Below are 15,844 nucleotides of genomic sequence, written 5' to 3' on the forward strand. Positions count from 1 at the left end.
TATCCCCATATGTTGATAACAGTGTGAACATCTATCCTGGTAGCGTCTATATGCTGAGTGATCGGTTATTAAGTACTTACATTGAATCCTTTACCTTTAAATAGACAATATGTTAAAATAAGCAAAATTTAATAAGAAAAAAATTTTTTAGTGTGAATTTTTTTAAAAAATGTACCCTTCCAGGGATTAGGGGAGTGTTTTTTTATGAGGCTGCAAGAGACATTGCAACAGTCGTTGCGGTCAGAAATAGAAAAGCATCAAAAGCAAAATTCCTATACGCTGCTCAAGCTCAGTGAATTGTCTGGAATTAATCAGGGACACCTTAGTGATATTATCCGAAATAACCGACCGATGACAATCGGACAACTAGACGCCTTGGCCAAAACTTTTGGAAAGCCTCCAGGGTGGCTATATGAATTGTATACAGAAGAGTGCTTCGTCAATGAAAGGGTATCGCGGCCGCGCGTGATTCCGTACCTGATCCGGTGCGCCGAAATCGGCTTGCATGATTGTATCCAACAGACGGTTTCCAGGTTGCTGGAACATCGAAAAAATGTCGATATCCTTTTTTCAGTGGCGGAACAACTGTTTGAAAGCGGAAAACACAAAGAGTCTGTGCCTTTTTATAACCTGGTAATTGAAAATGAGAAGGACTGCCACACAGACCGTTTTGCAATCAGCCAGTATCGGTTGTTTCGGGCATTACAAGGAATAGATGCCGAAGAAAACTGGAAGGCTGTTATCCGGTTTGAACCTTATCGAAACCGACTGCCAGAAAGTTACCAACTGGACGGCCTCTTGCATTTAAGAAAAGCGTGTTTCATGTTGCAGAAATGGAAAGAAGTAGAAAAGTACGCAGATGAGTTAAGAGCACTGGCTATGAGAGTGTATCAAGAGGAACTGCGGAAACGAAAAAGTGGAAAGCCCTTTGAACCGTTAAAAACGGAACGGCATTTGGTTGTGTACTATGGACAAGGTTTTCTCGCCAAAGGCGTCGCGCTGCAAATGCAGGGGCTATACGAAGAAGCGAAAAAGTATATCCAGGGCTATGCTGATCTTGACTGGTTTGAACTCCTGGATGATGTTGGGCGAAGAGAGGTTGAGAGATTCAAGCTTTGGGCAAAAGCTAATCTGTATACTTGCGATTTGCTGTTGGGACAAACCCATATCTTGGACGAGTATTTGGACTTTTTAGAAAAGAATCCGGACGAGCTGCGAGCCGGGCTTTTAACCGTCATGGAAGCGGCCTGTAAATACGACATTGACATCGATCATGTACTGGAACGGTATTCCAAAGAAATGCGTCGATTTTGTGAACATCAGGATCAAGTTAATATTACAAGATTTATCAATTTTTGTTATTATAAAGCTGAATACGAGTTAAAGAAAGGAGGTATTAATCAAGCCCTCAAAGAAATACTATGTTGCTTGAATCTAGCTGACAGATTAAAGGATCATCAGGCTTTTAAAAGGTGTGCTGCATTGTTTTGGGAACTCCGACATCATGCAACAGAGCAACATGAACGAGTTTACCATAAATTATTAAGGAGGTTATCAGAATGAAGCTCAAAGCATTGTCGTTATCACTCATGCTAATTGTAGGTTTATGCATCGGCGTTGTGGCGCCCAATGAAGTCATAACTGGTAAGAAAATACCAAATGTGCAAGCGAATACACATGGAATGGAAGGATAAAAAAAGAGGCTACTACAGTGAAAAGCCAGTATCGGCAACGGTACTGGCTTTTTCTATTCCCTATTTTTTCAAAGGTGAATTTTTGGGATAGTCTTGTATAGTAGGAATACCCTTATATTACATAAAAAGGAAGGTGTGAGTCGTTTTATCGCCGTGAAAAAAGTAGAATGGGGCAATCCTCCACCAAAAGGAATGCCCTTCACAAATAGGGAACCGCTTGCCCGCGAAGGCAAGTGTACGATCCGATTGGATAAAAACCGATATAACGAAGCTGATGTATTTAACAAGATAGAAGAATTGCGAAGACAGTTAGTAGAACTTGTTCAAGAAAAAGGTTTTGACAACGTAGAAGTGATCGAGCTGAGCCAACGCCTGGACGAATATATTGTCCAGTTCCAAAGCAGAATGAATGCGAAGTCGATCATTTGAGGTTTGGAGGGGCTGTCCACAATCCGGTTGCCGAATGTTCAGCGGCGAGAATTTGCGCGGTCCCTCACCAGTCCTTTCGGGGGTAGTGCCAGCCCGCAAAGCGCTTTTGCCTAAAGAAAAAACCTCCTGCCCAGAGGAGGTTTTTGTGAAAATTTATCCTTCTTGCGACAGCAGCACTTTTTCCAGCGCAGCAACCGCTTCGTTCTCATCCACGCCATCGGCAATCAGGGTGATTTCTTCCCCTTTGGCAATCGCCGAAGCCATAATTCCCATAATGCTCTTTCCGTTGACTGTCTTGTCCTTTTTGACAAGCTTGATTTCACTGGCAAAGGACGTGGCCACTTTCACAAAATTGGCTGCCGGTCTCGCATGCAAGCCGTGCGGCAGTTGGACTACAATTTTCTTCTCTACCATCCTGTTGTCCCTCCTTAGATGTCTTCTTTCAAGATTGTCTCTTTGACATACGCTTCTACCTGTGCGGATGTGCCCATCTGCAAAATCGCATCGATATGCTGTGCCATTTCCGCCCGGCTCAACTGGCTAATCTGCTTGCGTGCGGGCAAAATGCTGCTCGCACTCATGCTGAACTCGTCGAGGCCGAGTCCCAAAAGAATCGGGATGGCGACAGGATCGCCCGCCATTTCTCCGCACATGCCTACCCATTTGCCTTGGCTGTGGCCAGCTTCGATGACGTTGCGCAAAAGCCGCAGAACCGCAGGGTGGTACGGCTGATACAGGTAGGCTACCCGCTCGTTCATGCGATCCGCTGCCATTGTATATTGAATCAGGTCATTGGTTCCGATGCTGAAAAAGTCCACTTCCTGGGCGAATACATCTGCCATCATGGCAGCAGCAGGGATCTCAATCATGATACCCACTTCGATGCGCTCGGATACAGCGACTCCGCTGTTTTGCAAGCCCTTCTTCTCTTCTTCCAGGATCGCTTTCGCCTCAAGGAACTCCTCCAGCGTCGCGATCATCGGAAACATGATTTTCAGATTGCCGTGCGCGCTCGCCCGAAGCAAGGCACGCAACTGCGTGCGGAACAGCTCCTGTCTGTCGAGACACAGCCGGATCGCGCGATAGCCAAGGAACGGGTTCATTTCCTCCGGCATGTCCAGATAGGAGAGATGCTTGTCGCCGCCGATGTCCAGCGTGCGGATGACAACAGGCTTTTCGCCCATGCTCTCAAGCACCTGTTTGTAGGCCAGGTACTGCTCTTCTTCTGTCGGGAAGTCATCTCTTCCCATATATAAAAATTCGGTGCGGAAAAGGCCGACCCCTTCTGCGCCATTGGCGAGCGCCCCTGCCACATCGGCCGGGCTTCCGATATTGGCCGCCAGTTCTACGTGATGCTGATCCGCCGTGATGGTTGGAACGTGAACCAGCTTTTCCAGCTCGGCTTTTTGCTCGGCGTACTCCGCCTGTTTTTTTGTATAGAACGCAATCTCTTCCTCGCTCGGGTCGAGAATGACCACACCCTCATGCCCGTCCAAAATAACGAGTGTAGACGGCGTAACCGCACTCGTGATCGTCTGCGTCCCGACCACAGCCGGAATCTCCAGAGAACGCGCCATGATCGCAGAGTGCGAGGTGCGTCCGCCAATGTCGGTCACGAAGCCTTTTACATAGCGGCGATCAAGCTGCGCGGTGTCCGAAGGAGTCAAATCCTCCGCCACGATGATGACTTCCTCTGTCAAAGAGCCAGGTTGAAAAAAGTTCACTCCAAGCAAATACGCCAGGACACGTTTCGTCACGTCGCGAATATCGGCCGCCCGCTCGCGCATGTAATCGTTGTCCATCTGTTCGAACAAGCTGATAAACATCTGCGCTACATCGTTTAGAGCGCTTTCCGCGTTCGTCTTTTCCTCTGTAATCTTGCCTTTTACGGTATCGACAAGCTCAGGGTCCTCCAAGACCATCAGGTGGGCTCTGAAAATGTCGGCCTGCTCCGCCCCCATCTCTTTTTCCACGCGCAGTACAATTTGCTGCAGGTCTGCCTTCGCCCGTTCCAGCGCTTCCTCAAAACGAAGCACCTCACTGGCTGCATCCTCTACCGCTACCGTCTTGATTTCCATCTCAGGAGCGGTCAGCAAAAACGCCTTGCCGATGGCTACCCCTGCGGAAGCTTTTACCCCTACGATTTTTTGGGACATTCCCTGCACCGACCTTTCCTTACTTGATACTTGTCCACTCTTGCATCAGCCGTGCTTGCCTGCGCACCACTTCCTCCAGCGGATGATCTGCCGGAATGCCCGTGCTGTTGCGCAACACATATTCCCACCCGAATTGTTTCAAGTCTGACTGGATGCGCACCGCTTCCTCGTCCTCTGGCGAGTCAAACAACAGCGCTGCGGCAATCGCCAGCCCCAAATGCTCGGGATTGATTCCTCTCTCCATGCATTCCACAGCCGGGCCCACCAGTCGATCGTGGCGGGACAGCTTGCGAAGCGGCGAACGCCCTACCCGAACGACATCGTCCGAAAGCAACGGGTTTGCGAAGCGCGCCAAAATTTTCTCGATATACTGTGCATGCGACTGCTCGTCAAAGCCGTACTTGGCTACCAGCAGAGCCCCTGTCTCTTGCAAGGCACCGCGCACAGCCTTGGCCACCTTCTCGTTTTGCATGGCCTCATCAATCGTTTTCATTCCCAACTGATAGCCAAGATAAGCAATCACGGCATGGCCGGTATTGACAGTAAACAGCTTTCTCTCGATATACGGAGCCAAATCGTCCACATAGGTGACGCCTTCAATCTGCGGGACGTCTCCAACCATTTGCGAGCGATCCACGGCCCACTCGAAAAACGGCTCAACCGTAACCAGCAGCTTGTCTTCGTGCTGCTGGATCGGCACAATGCGGTCTACTGCCGCATTCGGAAACCCGATCAGCTTGGCCGCTTCCGCCCGCAGTTCTTCCGAAAGCCGGGCAAAGACGTGCTCTTTCAGCTTGGCGCTTCCGCCAATCATGTTTTCGCAGGCGATTACATTGAGTGGACGCGGATTGTCTGCCAATCGCTTCGCAATGCCTGCCGCAATCGCTCCCGATATCGGTCCAAGCACGTTTGGCCCGACAGCCGTAGTCACCAGATCAGCGGTAGCAATGGCCGAAGCGACAGCTTCAACATCTTGCCCATGAATCGCACGTACTCCTTCTACGACCGACTGGGGATTTCCTGCTGTTGCCAATTGGACGTGATACATTTTTCGCTCGTTCAACTCGTCGACCAGTGCTGTGTTCACATCGACAAACACAACCTCGTAGCCTGCCTGACTCAACAGTTGGCCGATAAAGCCCCGCCCGATATTGCCTGCTCCGAAATGGACTGCCAGCATGCGCGATTACACCTCCTCGGTGAACATCGCCAGGATTTCTTCTGCTGTGGCAGCCTGGACGATCCGCTTCACGTTTTCTTCCTCCGCGCAAAGGATCGCGATATTGGACAGAACCTCCAGATGCTCGTCGCCTACTGCCGCAATTCCGACCAGAAGATAGGCCGTATTCCCTTCGCCAAAATCGACGCCATCCGGCACCTGCACAACCGAGATTCCCGTTGAGCGGATCTCTGCCTTCGCTTCGTTCGTGCCATGCGGGATCGCTACGCCGCTGCCAATGTAGGTGGTCGCCAGTTCCTCGCGCTCCAGCATTTTTTCCACGTATTGAGCGGTCACGTGTCCGGCTTGAACCAGCAGCTCGCCTGCCAGTCTGATTGCTTCTTCCTTGTTCGCTGCCTTTGCATTCAGTTTGATTTTCTCTGTGGTCAGTATGTTTTTCATTTTGTGCTCTCCCATCCTGTCTTTTGCTGGCAAAAGGCATATAGCCTGCCTGCTATATAATCAGCAATATGCTGTGGTTCTCCAGTCTTCAACAAGTTCTGCATGTCTTCCTCGATCAATAGTGAGCTGACCTCGCTGAGCACCTCCAGCCCTTCCTTGGGCACTTCCTTTGGCCCCAGCAGAAGCAGCAGCAAATCAACCTGCATTTCCTCTTCGTCCATTGAGCAAAGCGACACGGGCTGCTCCAGACGGTGAAACGTAAACGACGCTTTCTTCACCGCCTCGTTTCTGCCGTGGAACAGTGCCATCGACGTGCCGGGTATCCCCAGCCCGCCAAGCTTTTCGCGAGCGATCAATTGCTCGACGACAGCTTCCGTCCCCAGGACGGTTTCCTTTTTTTCCAACTCTGTGCAAATGTCCCGCAAAAGAGCCGGTATATCGCGCTGGCTGTTACTGATATGCTGTCCCCATAAACCATCGAGAATCTGATTGGCGTAAGTGGCATAGAGCTGCATCGCCTTCAGTCGTTCCTGCGACTGTCTGCCAGGCAGCATGAGTTTGCTTTCCTTTTTCGCCGCCCCCACCTGAATGGGACGGTTGTGCAGATGAAACTTGATTTTTTGAATGTCGTCCTGCGGCAACAGCGGGCTGACGACAACGTATTCTGCCGGGTCGAGCGCCAGCGGCAGGGTGGAAATAATCAGATCGTAGTCGCTCTGCGGCACGTTGCCCAGATCGAACATGGACAAATTCCGCAAGCTGACGATCTCGGGTATTTCTTTTTTAATGCGCATCGCCAAAATTTTCGAGGAGCCAATACCGCTGGAGCAGACGACCAAGGCCCGATAGCGCTGATGCTCCATCTGCCCCCTCTCCAGCGCTGCCCCCAAATGCATTACCAGATAGCCAACCTCTTCCTCCGGCACTTGCAGTTCCGGCAGGAGGACAGCTACCGCCTCCTTCGCTACCGTAAACAGCTCCGGGTAGTTTTGCTTGATCTGGCCGAGAATCGGATTGTGGATCTCCATCTGGCGCCTGAGCCTGTACAGCGCCGGCTCCAGATGCGTCAGCAGGCCGTGATACAAGGACGTATCCTCCCGCAGTGAAAGCCCGAGACGCTCTTCACACAGGGCAATGAACCGTGCCGTCAAGGCAGCCAGTTCGGTATTCTCCATCCAGACGGCGTCCTCGGGGGAATGCCGCAGCTTTGCTCCGCGCAAATGCATCGTAATATAGCCGATTTCATCAGGCGGAATCTCCATTTGAAAAATGTGCTGCAGTCGCTCCATGATGTTTTCCGCCACGATGTATTCAGGGGTGCCGGCCAGTTCGCCGAGCGTATGCTCATCAAAGCGAATTTTTTCCCCTTTTTCAATCCGCTCCATCGCCAGTGCCAAATGCGCGACCAGGCCGATATAGGCGCTGTCCGCGAGCGGATACGGCAGCTCGGCTTCGAGATGGCTCAGGGCATTTTCCACCTTCATCAGCTTTTCCCGGTCAATCAGCGACAAAAGCCGCCGGGAAATCGAATCCATGTCCCGCGTTGTCTTGTTTTGAATGTTTTCCTTGATAATGCCGATCAGCTCATGGTCATCGAGATACTCGGCCATCAAGCGACTGATCGCTCTTCTTTTGGAGGCTTCATTTCCCTGCAGCTCGACCCCGTATCCCCGCTTTCGCAAGAGGGTCAGGTCGTAGCGGCCGAGCATTTCCTCCAGATCATCCAGATCGTGGCTGATCGTAGCGGTCGTCACCTTCAGATCAATCGCCAGTGAAATCAGCTTGACTGGCTCAGTGGCTGCCAGCAGGGAGCAGAGGATGATCGCCTTGCGTTCCTCAGCGGTAAACTCCGTCGTCGTCTGGTGCAAGACAGACATTTTCAGCGCGAGCTTCTGCTCGGCTGTCCCCGCAACCTCCACCCCGGCCCCCGTCTTGCGCACCAGCTCCAGGCCGCTTTCGGCAAACAGCGGGGCGAGGGCGTCCAGTTCCCTGTGAACCGTTCGGGTACTCACGCCGATTCGCTCGGCAATCTGCGCTACAGTAATGCCCTTTTCCTCTTGCAATAAAATTTCCATGATTGATCGCTGCCGTGAGGATACATGCATGCCCTTGCTCCCTCCTTAACGCCAAAGAGGGAAAACGCTAGCTTTCACTAGCGTTGCTCCCTTTTTATCCCAGCCGTTTGACCAACTTGTCATACTCCGGACTATTCAAGAAGTTATCAATGGAAATATGCTCGGCAGACGGTGCTTTTGCCCGCGCTCTTTCTGTCAGCGACTTGTGCGTAATGACGATGTCGGCATCATCAGGAATGTCGTTGATCGCAGTGTTGATAACCGTGATCTCGCCAAGTCCGGCATCCTTGAACTTTTTGCGCAGGGATGCAGCCCCCATTGCGCTGGAGCCCATGCCAGCGTCGCAAGAAAAGACTACTTTTTTCACATTCGCAGCAATCACTGCTTTCGCTGCTGCTACTTCATCTGCTCCTGCTACCGGCTGCTTTTTGCCTTTCAGCTCCTGCATTTTCTCCGTTGCTTTGTCCAACTCATCCTCATCGGACTTACTGCTCATTTTCAGCAAGGCAGCCGCGATGACGAAGGAAACGACTGTCGCTGCAACAACCCCTGCCAACACTGGCAGCAAACCGCCCCGCGGAGCCATTGCACTGAGAGCGAAAATGCTGCCTGGCGATGGCGGTGCCACCAACCCTGCTCCGAGCAGCGTGAAGGTGAAGACCCCTGCCATACCGCCGCCGATTACTGCCAAAACAAGGCGCGGATTCATCAAAATGTACGGGAAGTAAATCTCATGAATACCGCCGAAGAAGTGAATGATAACCGCACCTGGCGCCGACTGCTTGGCGTTGCCGCGCCCTGCCAGCCAGTATGCCAGTAGGATTCCCAAACCTGGCCCCGGGTTTGTCTCCAGCAGGAAAAAGATAGATTGCCCTGTCCTCGCCGACTCTTCCAGTCCAATCGGGCTGAAAATACCATGGTTAATCGCGTTGTTCAAGAACAGCATCTTCGCCGGCTCGACCAAAATGCTGGCAAGCGGCAACAATCCTGCATCGACGATAACCTGTACACCGGACGCGAGCGCCTTGCTCAGCCCGGTTACGACCGGACCAATCGCCAGGAAAGCAAGCAGCGTGAGCAGACCGCCGATAATTCCTGCCGAAAAGTTGTTAACCAACATTTCAAAACCGGAACGAACCTTGCCTTCGAACAGTTGGTCCACTTTTTTGATGACCCAACCGCCCAGAGGACCCATAATCATGGCCCCTAAAAACATCGGGATGTCTGATCCGACTACGACCCCCATTGTTGCGACAGCACCTACGACACCACCGCGCACATCGTGAATCATTTTTCCGCCCGTGTATCCGATCAGAAGCGGCAACAGATACGTAATCATCGGGCCGACCAGCTTGGCCAGATTCTCGTTAGGCAGCCAGCCTGTCGGGATAAACAGCGCCGTAATCAATCCCCAGGCGATAAACGCACCGATATTCGGCATTACCATTGCACTGAGAAACCGCCCAAACTTTTGTACCGAGACTCGCAAACTGCCGGAAGCTTGATTCTTTGTCGCCAAGTTCTCCATACTGGACCCTCCTTTACCCTCTCTATAAATTGTTGACAAGATTAAATTAATAATGTGCACACCTCAAATATAAAGCGTTTACATAAGCGTCACAACAAAATCAAAGCGCGAATTTGTCGTTCTCATTGTTGCCAAAACTTAATAACCTACGCACATAAAAAAGACTCCAGCCCCCAAAGCCGAAGTCTCTTCTCCTTAAAAATCTTCTCTTTCCACCTTCATTACTTTTCCCGTTTCCGCATTGACCTCTACTTCGTACACCTGGTTCTGGTCGGTCAAAATGATGAACTCGTACACAAGCACGCCGTTTTCCGTGTCCAGCTCCGCGTGCAGCACGCGGCCTTGCACTTGCTGCAGGGCGATTTGCCTTGCCTGCTCCTGCGTAATACGCATCGGCTCTACTGCTGCTGCCTGGGTGTTTACTGCGTGAATCGGCGCAGGTATTGCCGCTCCGAGTGCCACTGCCAGCGCGACTGCTGCGGTCCAGGGGATTGGGGTTTTCATGGATGGGCTTCCTCCTTTGATGTATCGCATAACAAATCATTCAGTAGTCTGACCAATCTGCTCGGTTACATGCAAGTGAAAGCCTCTGTTCATCACTCTAAGCTTTACAAAGTGATACTCGTTCACTCCACAAGAAGGATTGGCTTGTCCAGCTTTGGATTTTCAAAGCCAGGCATTTGCACTTCTGCAAACATAACAATAGAAGTTGAATAGTTATCTTGAAGTTATCCGAACTCGTATTAAGCACGATTTTGATGATTTTGTGAAAGGATTCATACTAGAGTTGATTATTCTCATTTTTTACCATAAAATTCTTTCGGATGAAAATATTAACAATTTAATACTTATTTATATTTATTTTGAAAGGAGGAATGACTCAGTAAATAGATTTGCATCTTGTAAAAAGTGAATTTTCGGGTTAAGCATGCAAGTTTTGTTTGCAACAAACTAAAAAGGAGTGTCTTGCGTTGAAATCCTTTACCAAAAAAATTATCAGTTCTATTTTAGCAGTAACTGTTTTATTTACCAGCATTTCACCTTCTTTATCAAATGCTTCGGAAAAGATTTCTAAAAACAGGGAGGAGAAAATTGAAGCAAGAGCTGTTCCTCTTGTGTTTGTAATTCTTGCTGAAGCAGCCGCTCTATATTATGGAGGCAAGAAAATCACCGATAAAGTAAGGGAATCTACTATAGAAAATGCGATTGCAGAACATTTTGATCTTTACTTTTATGGAAAATATAGAGACCTAATGACATGGAAGGTGGGTACTGGAAAAGAAGTAGTCTTAGAATGTGGAGACGATGATGAGTATGGTTTAGAACATATATTGGCAAGACATGTTCCTAAATACTTTCATGTTTGGCTAGATGATGGGACCAATAGTTACTTTGATGTAGGAACCGATGTTGAAGATATTGTAAACGAATTAGATTATGTAATTAAAAAATATAAAAGTAAAATTTCTCAGGATGGATTTAAGAATGGTGAACAAGCATTTAGTGTTATTGGTAGTGACGGTAGAAAATATAAACTTGTAATAAAAGGTGGTAAGGTAATCACCTTCTATCCAGATGGCTGGAACATTGCGAAAATTGAATAGCAAAGAAATAAAAGATTTTTGATCTAAATGATAACAAGGAGGAAAAGTCAATTCTCCTCCTTGTTGGATTGTATAGGGGGGATATTAATGGAGGTAATTTCCTATCTCAAATATCCGGATAAAAAATTTGACAGATTCCCACCGGAAAATGAACTTGGGACATTCTTTTTTGATATTGATTCTGATGAGCTTACCCTTATTAACGATATAAGGGTGGGTATTAGAGGCTTCATTTTGATGAAATGTGACAATACTCTAATTTTGAACTCCCAACTATACGGCTGGGTCGATGCCTTATGGATTACATTACTTGAGATCGTTGAAAAACTTATTAAATTTGGATACGGTAGTAAGCTAATCGGTTCGATTAATAAAAGAATCATTGTGGAATCACTCTCTGAGAATGCATTATGCTTAACAGTTACTGCTAATCAAGAGATTACTCACCGAGCTTTTATTCCTTCCCAGGAAGAATTTATTCATGCAGTAATTGATGGTTCCAGCCTGTTCTTTGGTAGAATTAAAGAACAATTGCGCACCGATTCCTACGATGATGTCATCCAATTCATTAACTGCTTAAAAGGCAATATGAAAAATTTTTCTCCTGTCGAAAAGTATTACCATTATCCTCAAAGCAATCTAAAGGTAAATGACCTCTTATACAATTATTCTACCGATTGGATGAAAATGTTTGATAAGGAACGGGAATATTTGGAAAGTATCATTACTGAACCGGGTGTAGTAATTCAACATATTGGAAGCACTACTATGCAAGCTGTATCTTCTCGCCCAATTGTTGACATACTCATTGGAACTCAAACATCCCTATCAGCAGAAATGGTTTATGACGACCTGAAACATGACTACTTCAGTACAGAAGATTTCCCAGGCCCAATGCCTATATTCTACTTAACAAAAGCTACACCCAAAGAGGTCTATTATAATGTCTTTATCACCACAATAAATAGTTCATTTTGGGAGTCTGTATTAAATTTTAGAGATCTGATTAATTCAAACGATCAATTAGCCAAACAATTTAATGAAATGAAAATTAGTGCTAGTAATATTAGCTATGCAGAATATCAAAAGCAAAAAAATCAATTTATTACGAGTATACTAAAACATAATGGATAACAAGCCATTCCATACATGCTTCAATGGAAACGTAAAAAGGGGCCGTCTCAAAAGCCGAGATTTCGACTTTGAGATGCCCCTTTTCTTATCCACAGCGCTTACCGCTGCTTGTTATACGGTCTTCCTGCCGACTCGCTGCTGCGAGAGCGAGACTCGCCGCCGCGATGACGGGAATCGCCGCTGCGCGGACGGAACTCTCCGCTGCGCGGGCGAGGGGGACGTTTGCCGCCAAAGCCGGAGCCAAAACCGTACCCGCCTTTTCCTTTCGGGAACATCTTTTTCTTGCCTACGCGCAGAGGCGCTTCTTCGGTCAGGCGAACCGGAGTCGTATCCGGCTCTTTGGTCAGCAGCTTGAGGGCAGCAGACACGAGCGTCACAGAATCAATATCCTCCAGCAACTGCTCTGCCAGCGTTTTGTAGGCGCTCAAGTCTTCGCGGCCGGACGCCTCCAAAATTTTCTCCACGGTCAAACGTTGCTGGCCTTCCAGCGCTTCCGCCATCGTCGGCACGGAGCGGCGCTCCATGCGGCGGTTTGTCGCGCGCTCGATCAGCCGCAGATGGTCGATTTCCCGGGAAGTGACAAACGTGATTGCCAGACCCGTCTTCCCTGCCCGGCCAGTACGGCCGATGCGGTGCACGTAGCTCTCGGAGTCTTGCGGAATGTCGAAGTTGAATACGTGCGTGACGCCGCTAATATCCAGACCGCGGGCAGCAACGTCTGTCGCCACCAGCACCTCGATTGTGCCTTCCTTGAACTTGCGCAGCACGCTGTCGCGTTTTGCCTGGTTCAGATCGCCGTGGATTCCTTCCGCGCCGTAGCCGCGCTTGGTCAGCGCCTCGGACAGCTCATCCACGCGACGCTTGGTGCGCCCGAAAACAATCGCCAGCTCAGGGGAGTGAATATCGAGCAAGCGGCAAAGCACGTCGAATTTTTGTTTCTCGGCTACTTCCATATATTGCTGTTCAATGTTTGGTACCGTTACTTCCTTCGGCTTGACGGAAATCAGTGTCGGTTCGGTCATGAACTGCTGGGCAATTTCCTGAATCGCTCGCGGCATGGTCGCAGAGAACAGCAGCGTTTGACGATTCTCAGGCACTTCTTGCAAAATTTCCTTGATATCGTCAATGAAGCCCATGTTCAGCATTTCATCCGCTTCGTCGAGTACGACAATCTGGATCGCATCGAGGCGAATCGTTCTTCTGCGCATATGGTCCATAAAGCGGCCCGGTGTGGCCACGATAATTTGCGGACGCTTTTTCAGCGCCTTGATCTGGCGGGTAATGTCCTGACCGCCGTAGATCGGCAGCGCGGAAATGTTTTTGAACTGGGCGATCTTGTTGATTTCCTCTGCTACCTGCACAGCCAGCTCACGGGTTGGCGTCAGGACAACCCCTTGAATGTGGCCGCTGTTTTCATCGAGCCGTTCCACGAGCGGAATCCCGAACGCAGCCGTTTTTCCTGTCCCTGTTTGCGCCTGTCCGATCAAGTCGCGGCCTTGCAGGGCAACCGGAACCGTTTGCTCCTGAATGGCCGTCGCCTCTTCGAATCCCATGTTGCCAAGCGCTCTTACAATCGCATGATGCAAACCAAAATCATAAAATGTAGCCAATGAACGTCAGTCTCCTTTTCCTTTTCCTTTGCCTTCGTCTATAAATAAAATTCTCACTAAAAAAGGGCACTATTCCTTACAGCCGGAACATGCCCTTTTATCTTCCGTTTGTACATAAGCACCCTAAAAAGAACATAGCTGTAATCGTACCACTCATCTTGCAAAAATGCAAACAGCTTTTTGCAATACAAGTGCTTTTTCTCCAAACAAATTGCGACATGATCGCAAAAAAAAGCTGACACCTTGGTGTCGGTGCCAGCCGTTCATACATGTTTTGCTGTTTAGCTGAGTCCTTCCACGTGGCCGTGTTCGTTCACATACAGCGATTCGGCCGCCGGTTTTTTCGGAAGTCCCGGCATCGTCACCAGACTTCCGGTCAGTGCAACGATGAAGCCTGCTCCTGCCGAAATCCGCACCTCGCTCACCTGAATGGTAAAACCGACCGGGGCGCCAAGCTGATCGGGGCGATCAGTGAAGGAGTACGGCGTCTTCGCCATGCACACAGGCAGGTGGGACAGCCCCATTTCCTCTATTTTCTGGATTGTTTTCAGCGCGAGCGGCGAAAAGACTACACCCGAGCCACGGTAAATTTCTTTGACAACCGTCTCAATCTTTTCTTGCACACTGCGGTCTTCTTCGTACAAAAAGCGGAATTGCGAAGGGCGCTCTGCCGCACGTGTCACTTTTTCCGCCAGCTCGATTGCGCCCGCTCCGCCTTCCGCCCATGCCTTGGACAGCGCTGCCTCGGCCCCGGCTTCCTGGCACAGCGCCATGACGGTATCGATCTCCGCCTGTGTATCGGTCGCAAAATGGTTGATCGCCACAACCGCCGGCACGCCAAACTTCTGCAAGTTTTCCAGATGGCGGCGCACATTGGCAAAGCCTTTTTCCAGGGCGTCGAGGTTCTCTACGGCCAGATCCGGCACTTTGACCCCGGCGTTGTACTTCAAGGAACGTACAGTAATGACCACGACCGCTGCCGACGGAGTCAGTCCGGCTTTTCTGCACTTGATGTTGAAAAACTTCTCCGCGCCCAGGTCAGCACCAAAGCCCGCTTCGGTAACAACGTAATCCGCCAGCTTCAAGGCTGTTTTCGTGCCGATCACACTGCTGCAGCCGTGCGCGATATTCGCAAACGGACCGCCGTGAACGATGACTGGCGTACCCTCAATCGTCTGCACGAGGTTTGGCTTGATTGCTTCCTTGAGCAGAACGCACATTGCCTCGACCGCATGGATCTCACCTGCCCGCACAGGCTTGTCTTCAAAGTCGTAGCCGATGATGATGTGGTTGAGCCGCTCGCGCAAATCGTCGAGATTTTCGCTCAGGCACAAAATCGCCATGATCTCCGACGCGGTCGTAATCATGAAACCATCCTCGCGCGTCATGCCATTGCCGTCTCCCAGCCCGACCACAATGTTTCTCAGCGCGCGGTCGTTCATGTCCATCGCCCGTTTCCAGACGATTTTTTTCGGATTGATCCCCCGCGGATTGCCGTGGAAAATATGGTTGTCGATCATCGCCGCAAGCAAATTGTGCGCGGCGGTAATCGCGTGAATATCGCCAGTAAAATGCAGATTGATTTCATCCGCAGGGAGGATTTGCGCCTTGCCGCTGCCCGTAGCGCCCCCTTTAATCCCCATGCACGGGCCCAGGGACGGCTCCCGGAGCGCTGCAATCGTCCTTTTTCCAAGCAGATTGAGTGACTGCGACAAACCAATCGTGGTCAGCGTCTTGCCCGCTCCCGCCGGATTGGGATTCATCGCGGTAACGAGAATCAGCTTGCCATCAGGGCGGTCTTTTACCTTGTCCCATAGTTCATCAGAGATTTTCGCCTTAAATTTTCCGTAAAGCTCCAGATCCTGTTCATCAATACCTGCTGCTTTGGCAATTTCAACAATCGACTTCATGCCTGCCTCCCTGCCTTGCGAATGTTTATTTACCAATCTTCTACATTCCACATGACAGTCGGTTCTCCTTTCTTGCGCTCCCC

Annotated in this window: 14 protein-coding genes; 5 read left to right on the forward strand and 9 right to left on the reverse strand. The window is 49.7% G+C overall.

Features of this window, described 5'->3' with window-relative positions; genetic code table 11:
- Positions 1–204: 204 nt before the first annotated feature.
- From EDM57_RS15115 to EDM57_RS15120, 3 genes are all read left to right on the forward strand, one after another.
- Positions 205–1,563: a helix-turn-helix domain-containing protein gene (locus EDM57_RS15115; RefSeq protein ID WP_122905533.1), complete on the forward strand. Its 1,359-nt coding sequence runs from the start codon at positions 205–207 to the stop codon at positions 1,561–1,563.
- Positions 1,560–1,694 carry a hypothetical protein gene (locus tag EDM57_RS23925; protein WP_281274241.1) on the forward strand — a complete coding sequence of 45 codons (135 nt, stop codon included), beginning with the start codon at positions 1,560–1,562 and terminating at the stop codon, positions 1,692–1,694. Before EDM57_RS15115 ends, EDM57_RS23925 begins: the two co-directional genes overlap by 4 nt.
- A 135-nt stretch (positions 1,695–1,829) precedes the next feature.
- Positions 1,830–2,123: an aspartyl-phosphate phosphatase Spo0E family protein gene (locus EDM57_RS15120; protein ID WP_246005821.1), complete on the forward strand. Its 294-nt coding sequence runs from the start codon at positions 1,830–1,832 to the stop codon at positions 2,121–2,123.
- A gap of 153 nt (positions 2,124–2,276) precedes the next feature.
- On the opposite strand, the gene EDM57_RS15125 is transcribed toward EDM57_RS15120, so the two are convergent.
- The 7 genes from EDM57_RS15125 to EDM57_RS15155 form a co-directional block, all read right to left on the reverse strand.
- Positions 2,277–2,537, reverse strand: a complete 261-nt coding sequence (locus tag EDM57_RS15125; protein ID WP_122905534.1) for an HPr family phosphocarrier protein — start codon at positions 2,535–2,537, stop codon at positions 2,277–2,279.
- Between the two features lie 14 nt (positions 2,538–2,551).
- Positions 2,552–4,279, reverse strand: coding sequence for a phosphoenolpyruvate--protein phosphotransferase (ptsP, locus tag EDM57_RS15130; protein ID WP_122905572.1), 1,728 nt, complete (start codon positions 4,277–4,279; stop codon positions 2,552–2,554).
- A gap of 19 nt (positions 4,280–4,298) precedes the next feature.
- Entirely contained in the window at positions 4,299–5,459 is a 1,161-nt protein-coding gene (locus EDM57_RS15135) for a mannitol-1-phosphate 5-dehydrogenase (protein ID WP_122905535.1), read from the reverse strand.
- A 6-nt stretch (positions 5,460–5,465) separates the two neighbouring features.
- Positions 5,466–5,900, reverse strand: a complete 435-nt coding sequence (locus tag EDM57_RS15140; protein ID WP_122905536.1) for a PTS mannitol transporter subunit IIA — start codon at positions 5,898–5,900, stop codon at positions 5,466–5,468.
- Complete coding sequence (locus tag EDM57_RS15145) at positions 5,897–8,005, reverse strand: BglG family transcription antiterminator (protein WP_122905537.1); 2,109 nt, start codon at positions 8,003–8,005, stop codon at positions 5,897–5,899. Before EDM57_RS15145 ends, EDM57_RS15140 begins: the two co-directional genes overlap by 4 nt.
- Positions 8,006–8,069: 64 nt before the next feature.
- Positions 8,070–9,503, reverse strand: coding sequence for a PTS mannitol transporter subunit IIBC (locus tag EDM57_RS15150; protein ID WP_122905538.1), 1,434 nt, complete (start codon positions 9,501–9,503; stop codon positions 8,070–8,072).
- A gap of 195 nt (positions 9,504–9,698) precedes the next feature.
- A complete protein-coding gene (locus EDM57_RS15155) occupies positions 9,699–10,007 on the reverse strand; it encodes a PepSY domain-containing protein (RefSeq protein WP_122905539.1) in 309 nt (102 codons plus the stop codon).
- 467 nt (positions 10,008–10,474) lie between these two features.
- Here EDM57_RS15155 and EDM57_RS15160 point away from each other — a divergent pair, with 467 nt between their 5' ends.
- A complete protein-coding gene (locus EDM57_RS15160) occupies positions 10,475–11,107 on the forward strand; it encodes an EndoU domain-containing protein (RefSeq protein ID WP_122905540.1) in 633 nt (210 codons plus the stop codon).
- Positions 11,108–11,194: 87 nt separating this feature from the next.
- Positions 11,195–12,241: a GrpB family protein gene (locus EDM57_RS15165; RefSeq protein ID WP_170163453.1), complete on the forward strand. Its 1,047-nt coding sequence runs from the start codon at positions 11,195–11,197 to the stop codon at positions 12,239–12,241.
- Positions 12,242–12,339: 98 nt separating this feature from the next.
- On the opposite strand, the gene cshA is transcribed toward EDM57_RS15165, so the two are convergent.
- Together cshA and EDM57_RS15175 are read right to left on the reverse strand one after the other, a co-directional pair.
- On the reverse strand, positions 12,340–13,851 hold the full coding sequence (cshA, locus tag EDM57_RS15170; protein WP_122905542.1) for a degradosome RNA helicase CshA: 1,512 nt from the start codon (positions 13,849–13,851) through the stop codon (positions 12,340–12,342).
- Between the two features lie 281 nt (positions 13,852–14,132).
- The gene (locus tag EDM57_RS15175; protein ID WP_122905543.1) at positions 14,133–15,761 is read right to left on the reverse strand and encodes a formate--tetrahydrofolate ligase; all 1,629 of its coding nucleotides are present in this window, start codon (positions 15,759–15,761) and stop codon (positions 14,133–14,135) included.
- Positions 15,762–15,844 lie beyond the last annotated feature (83 nt).

It is taken from the genome of Brevibacillus gelatini, from assembly GCF_003710935.1.
In the GTDB taxonomy this organism is placed as follows: domain Bacteria; phylum Bacillota; class Bacilli; order Brevibacillales; family Brevibacillaceae; genus Brevibacillus; species Brevibacillus gelatini.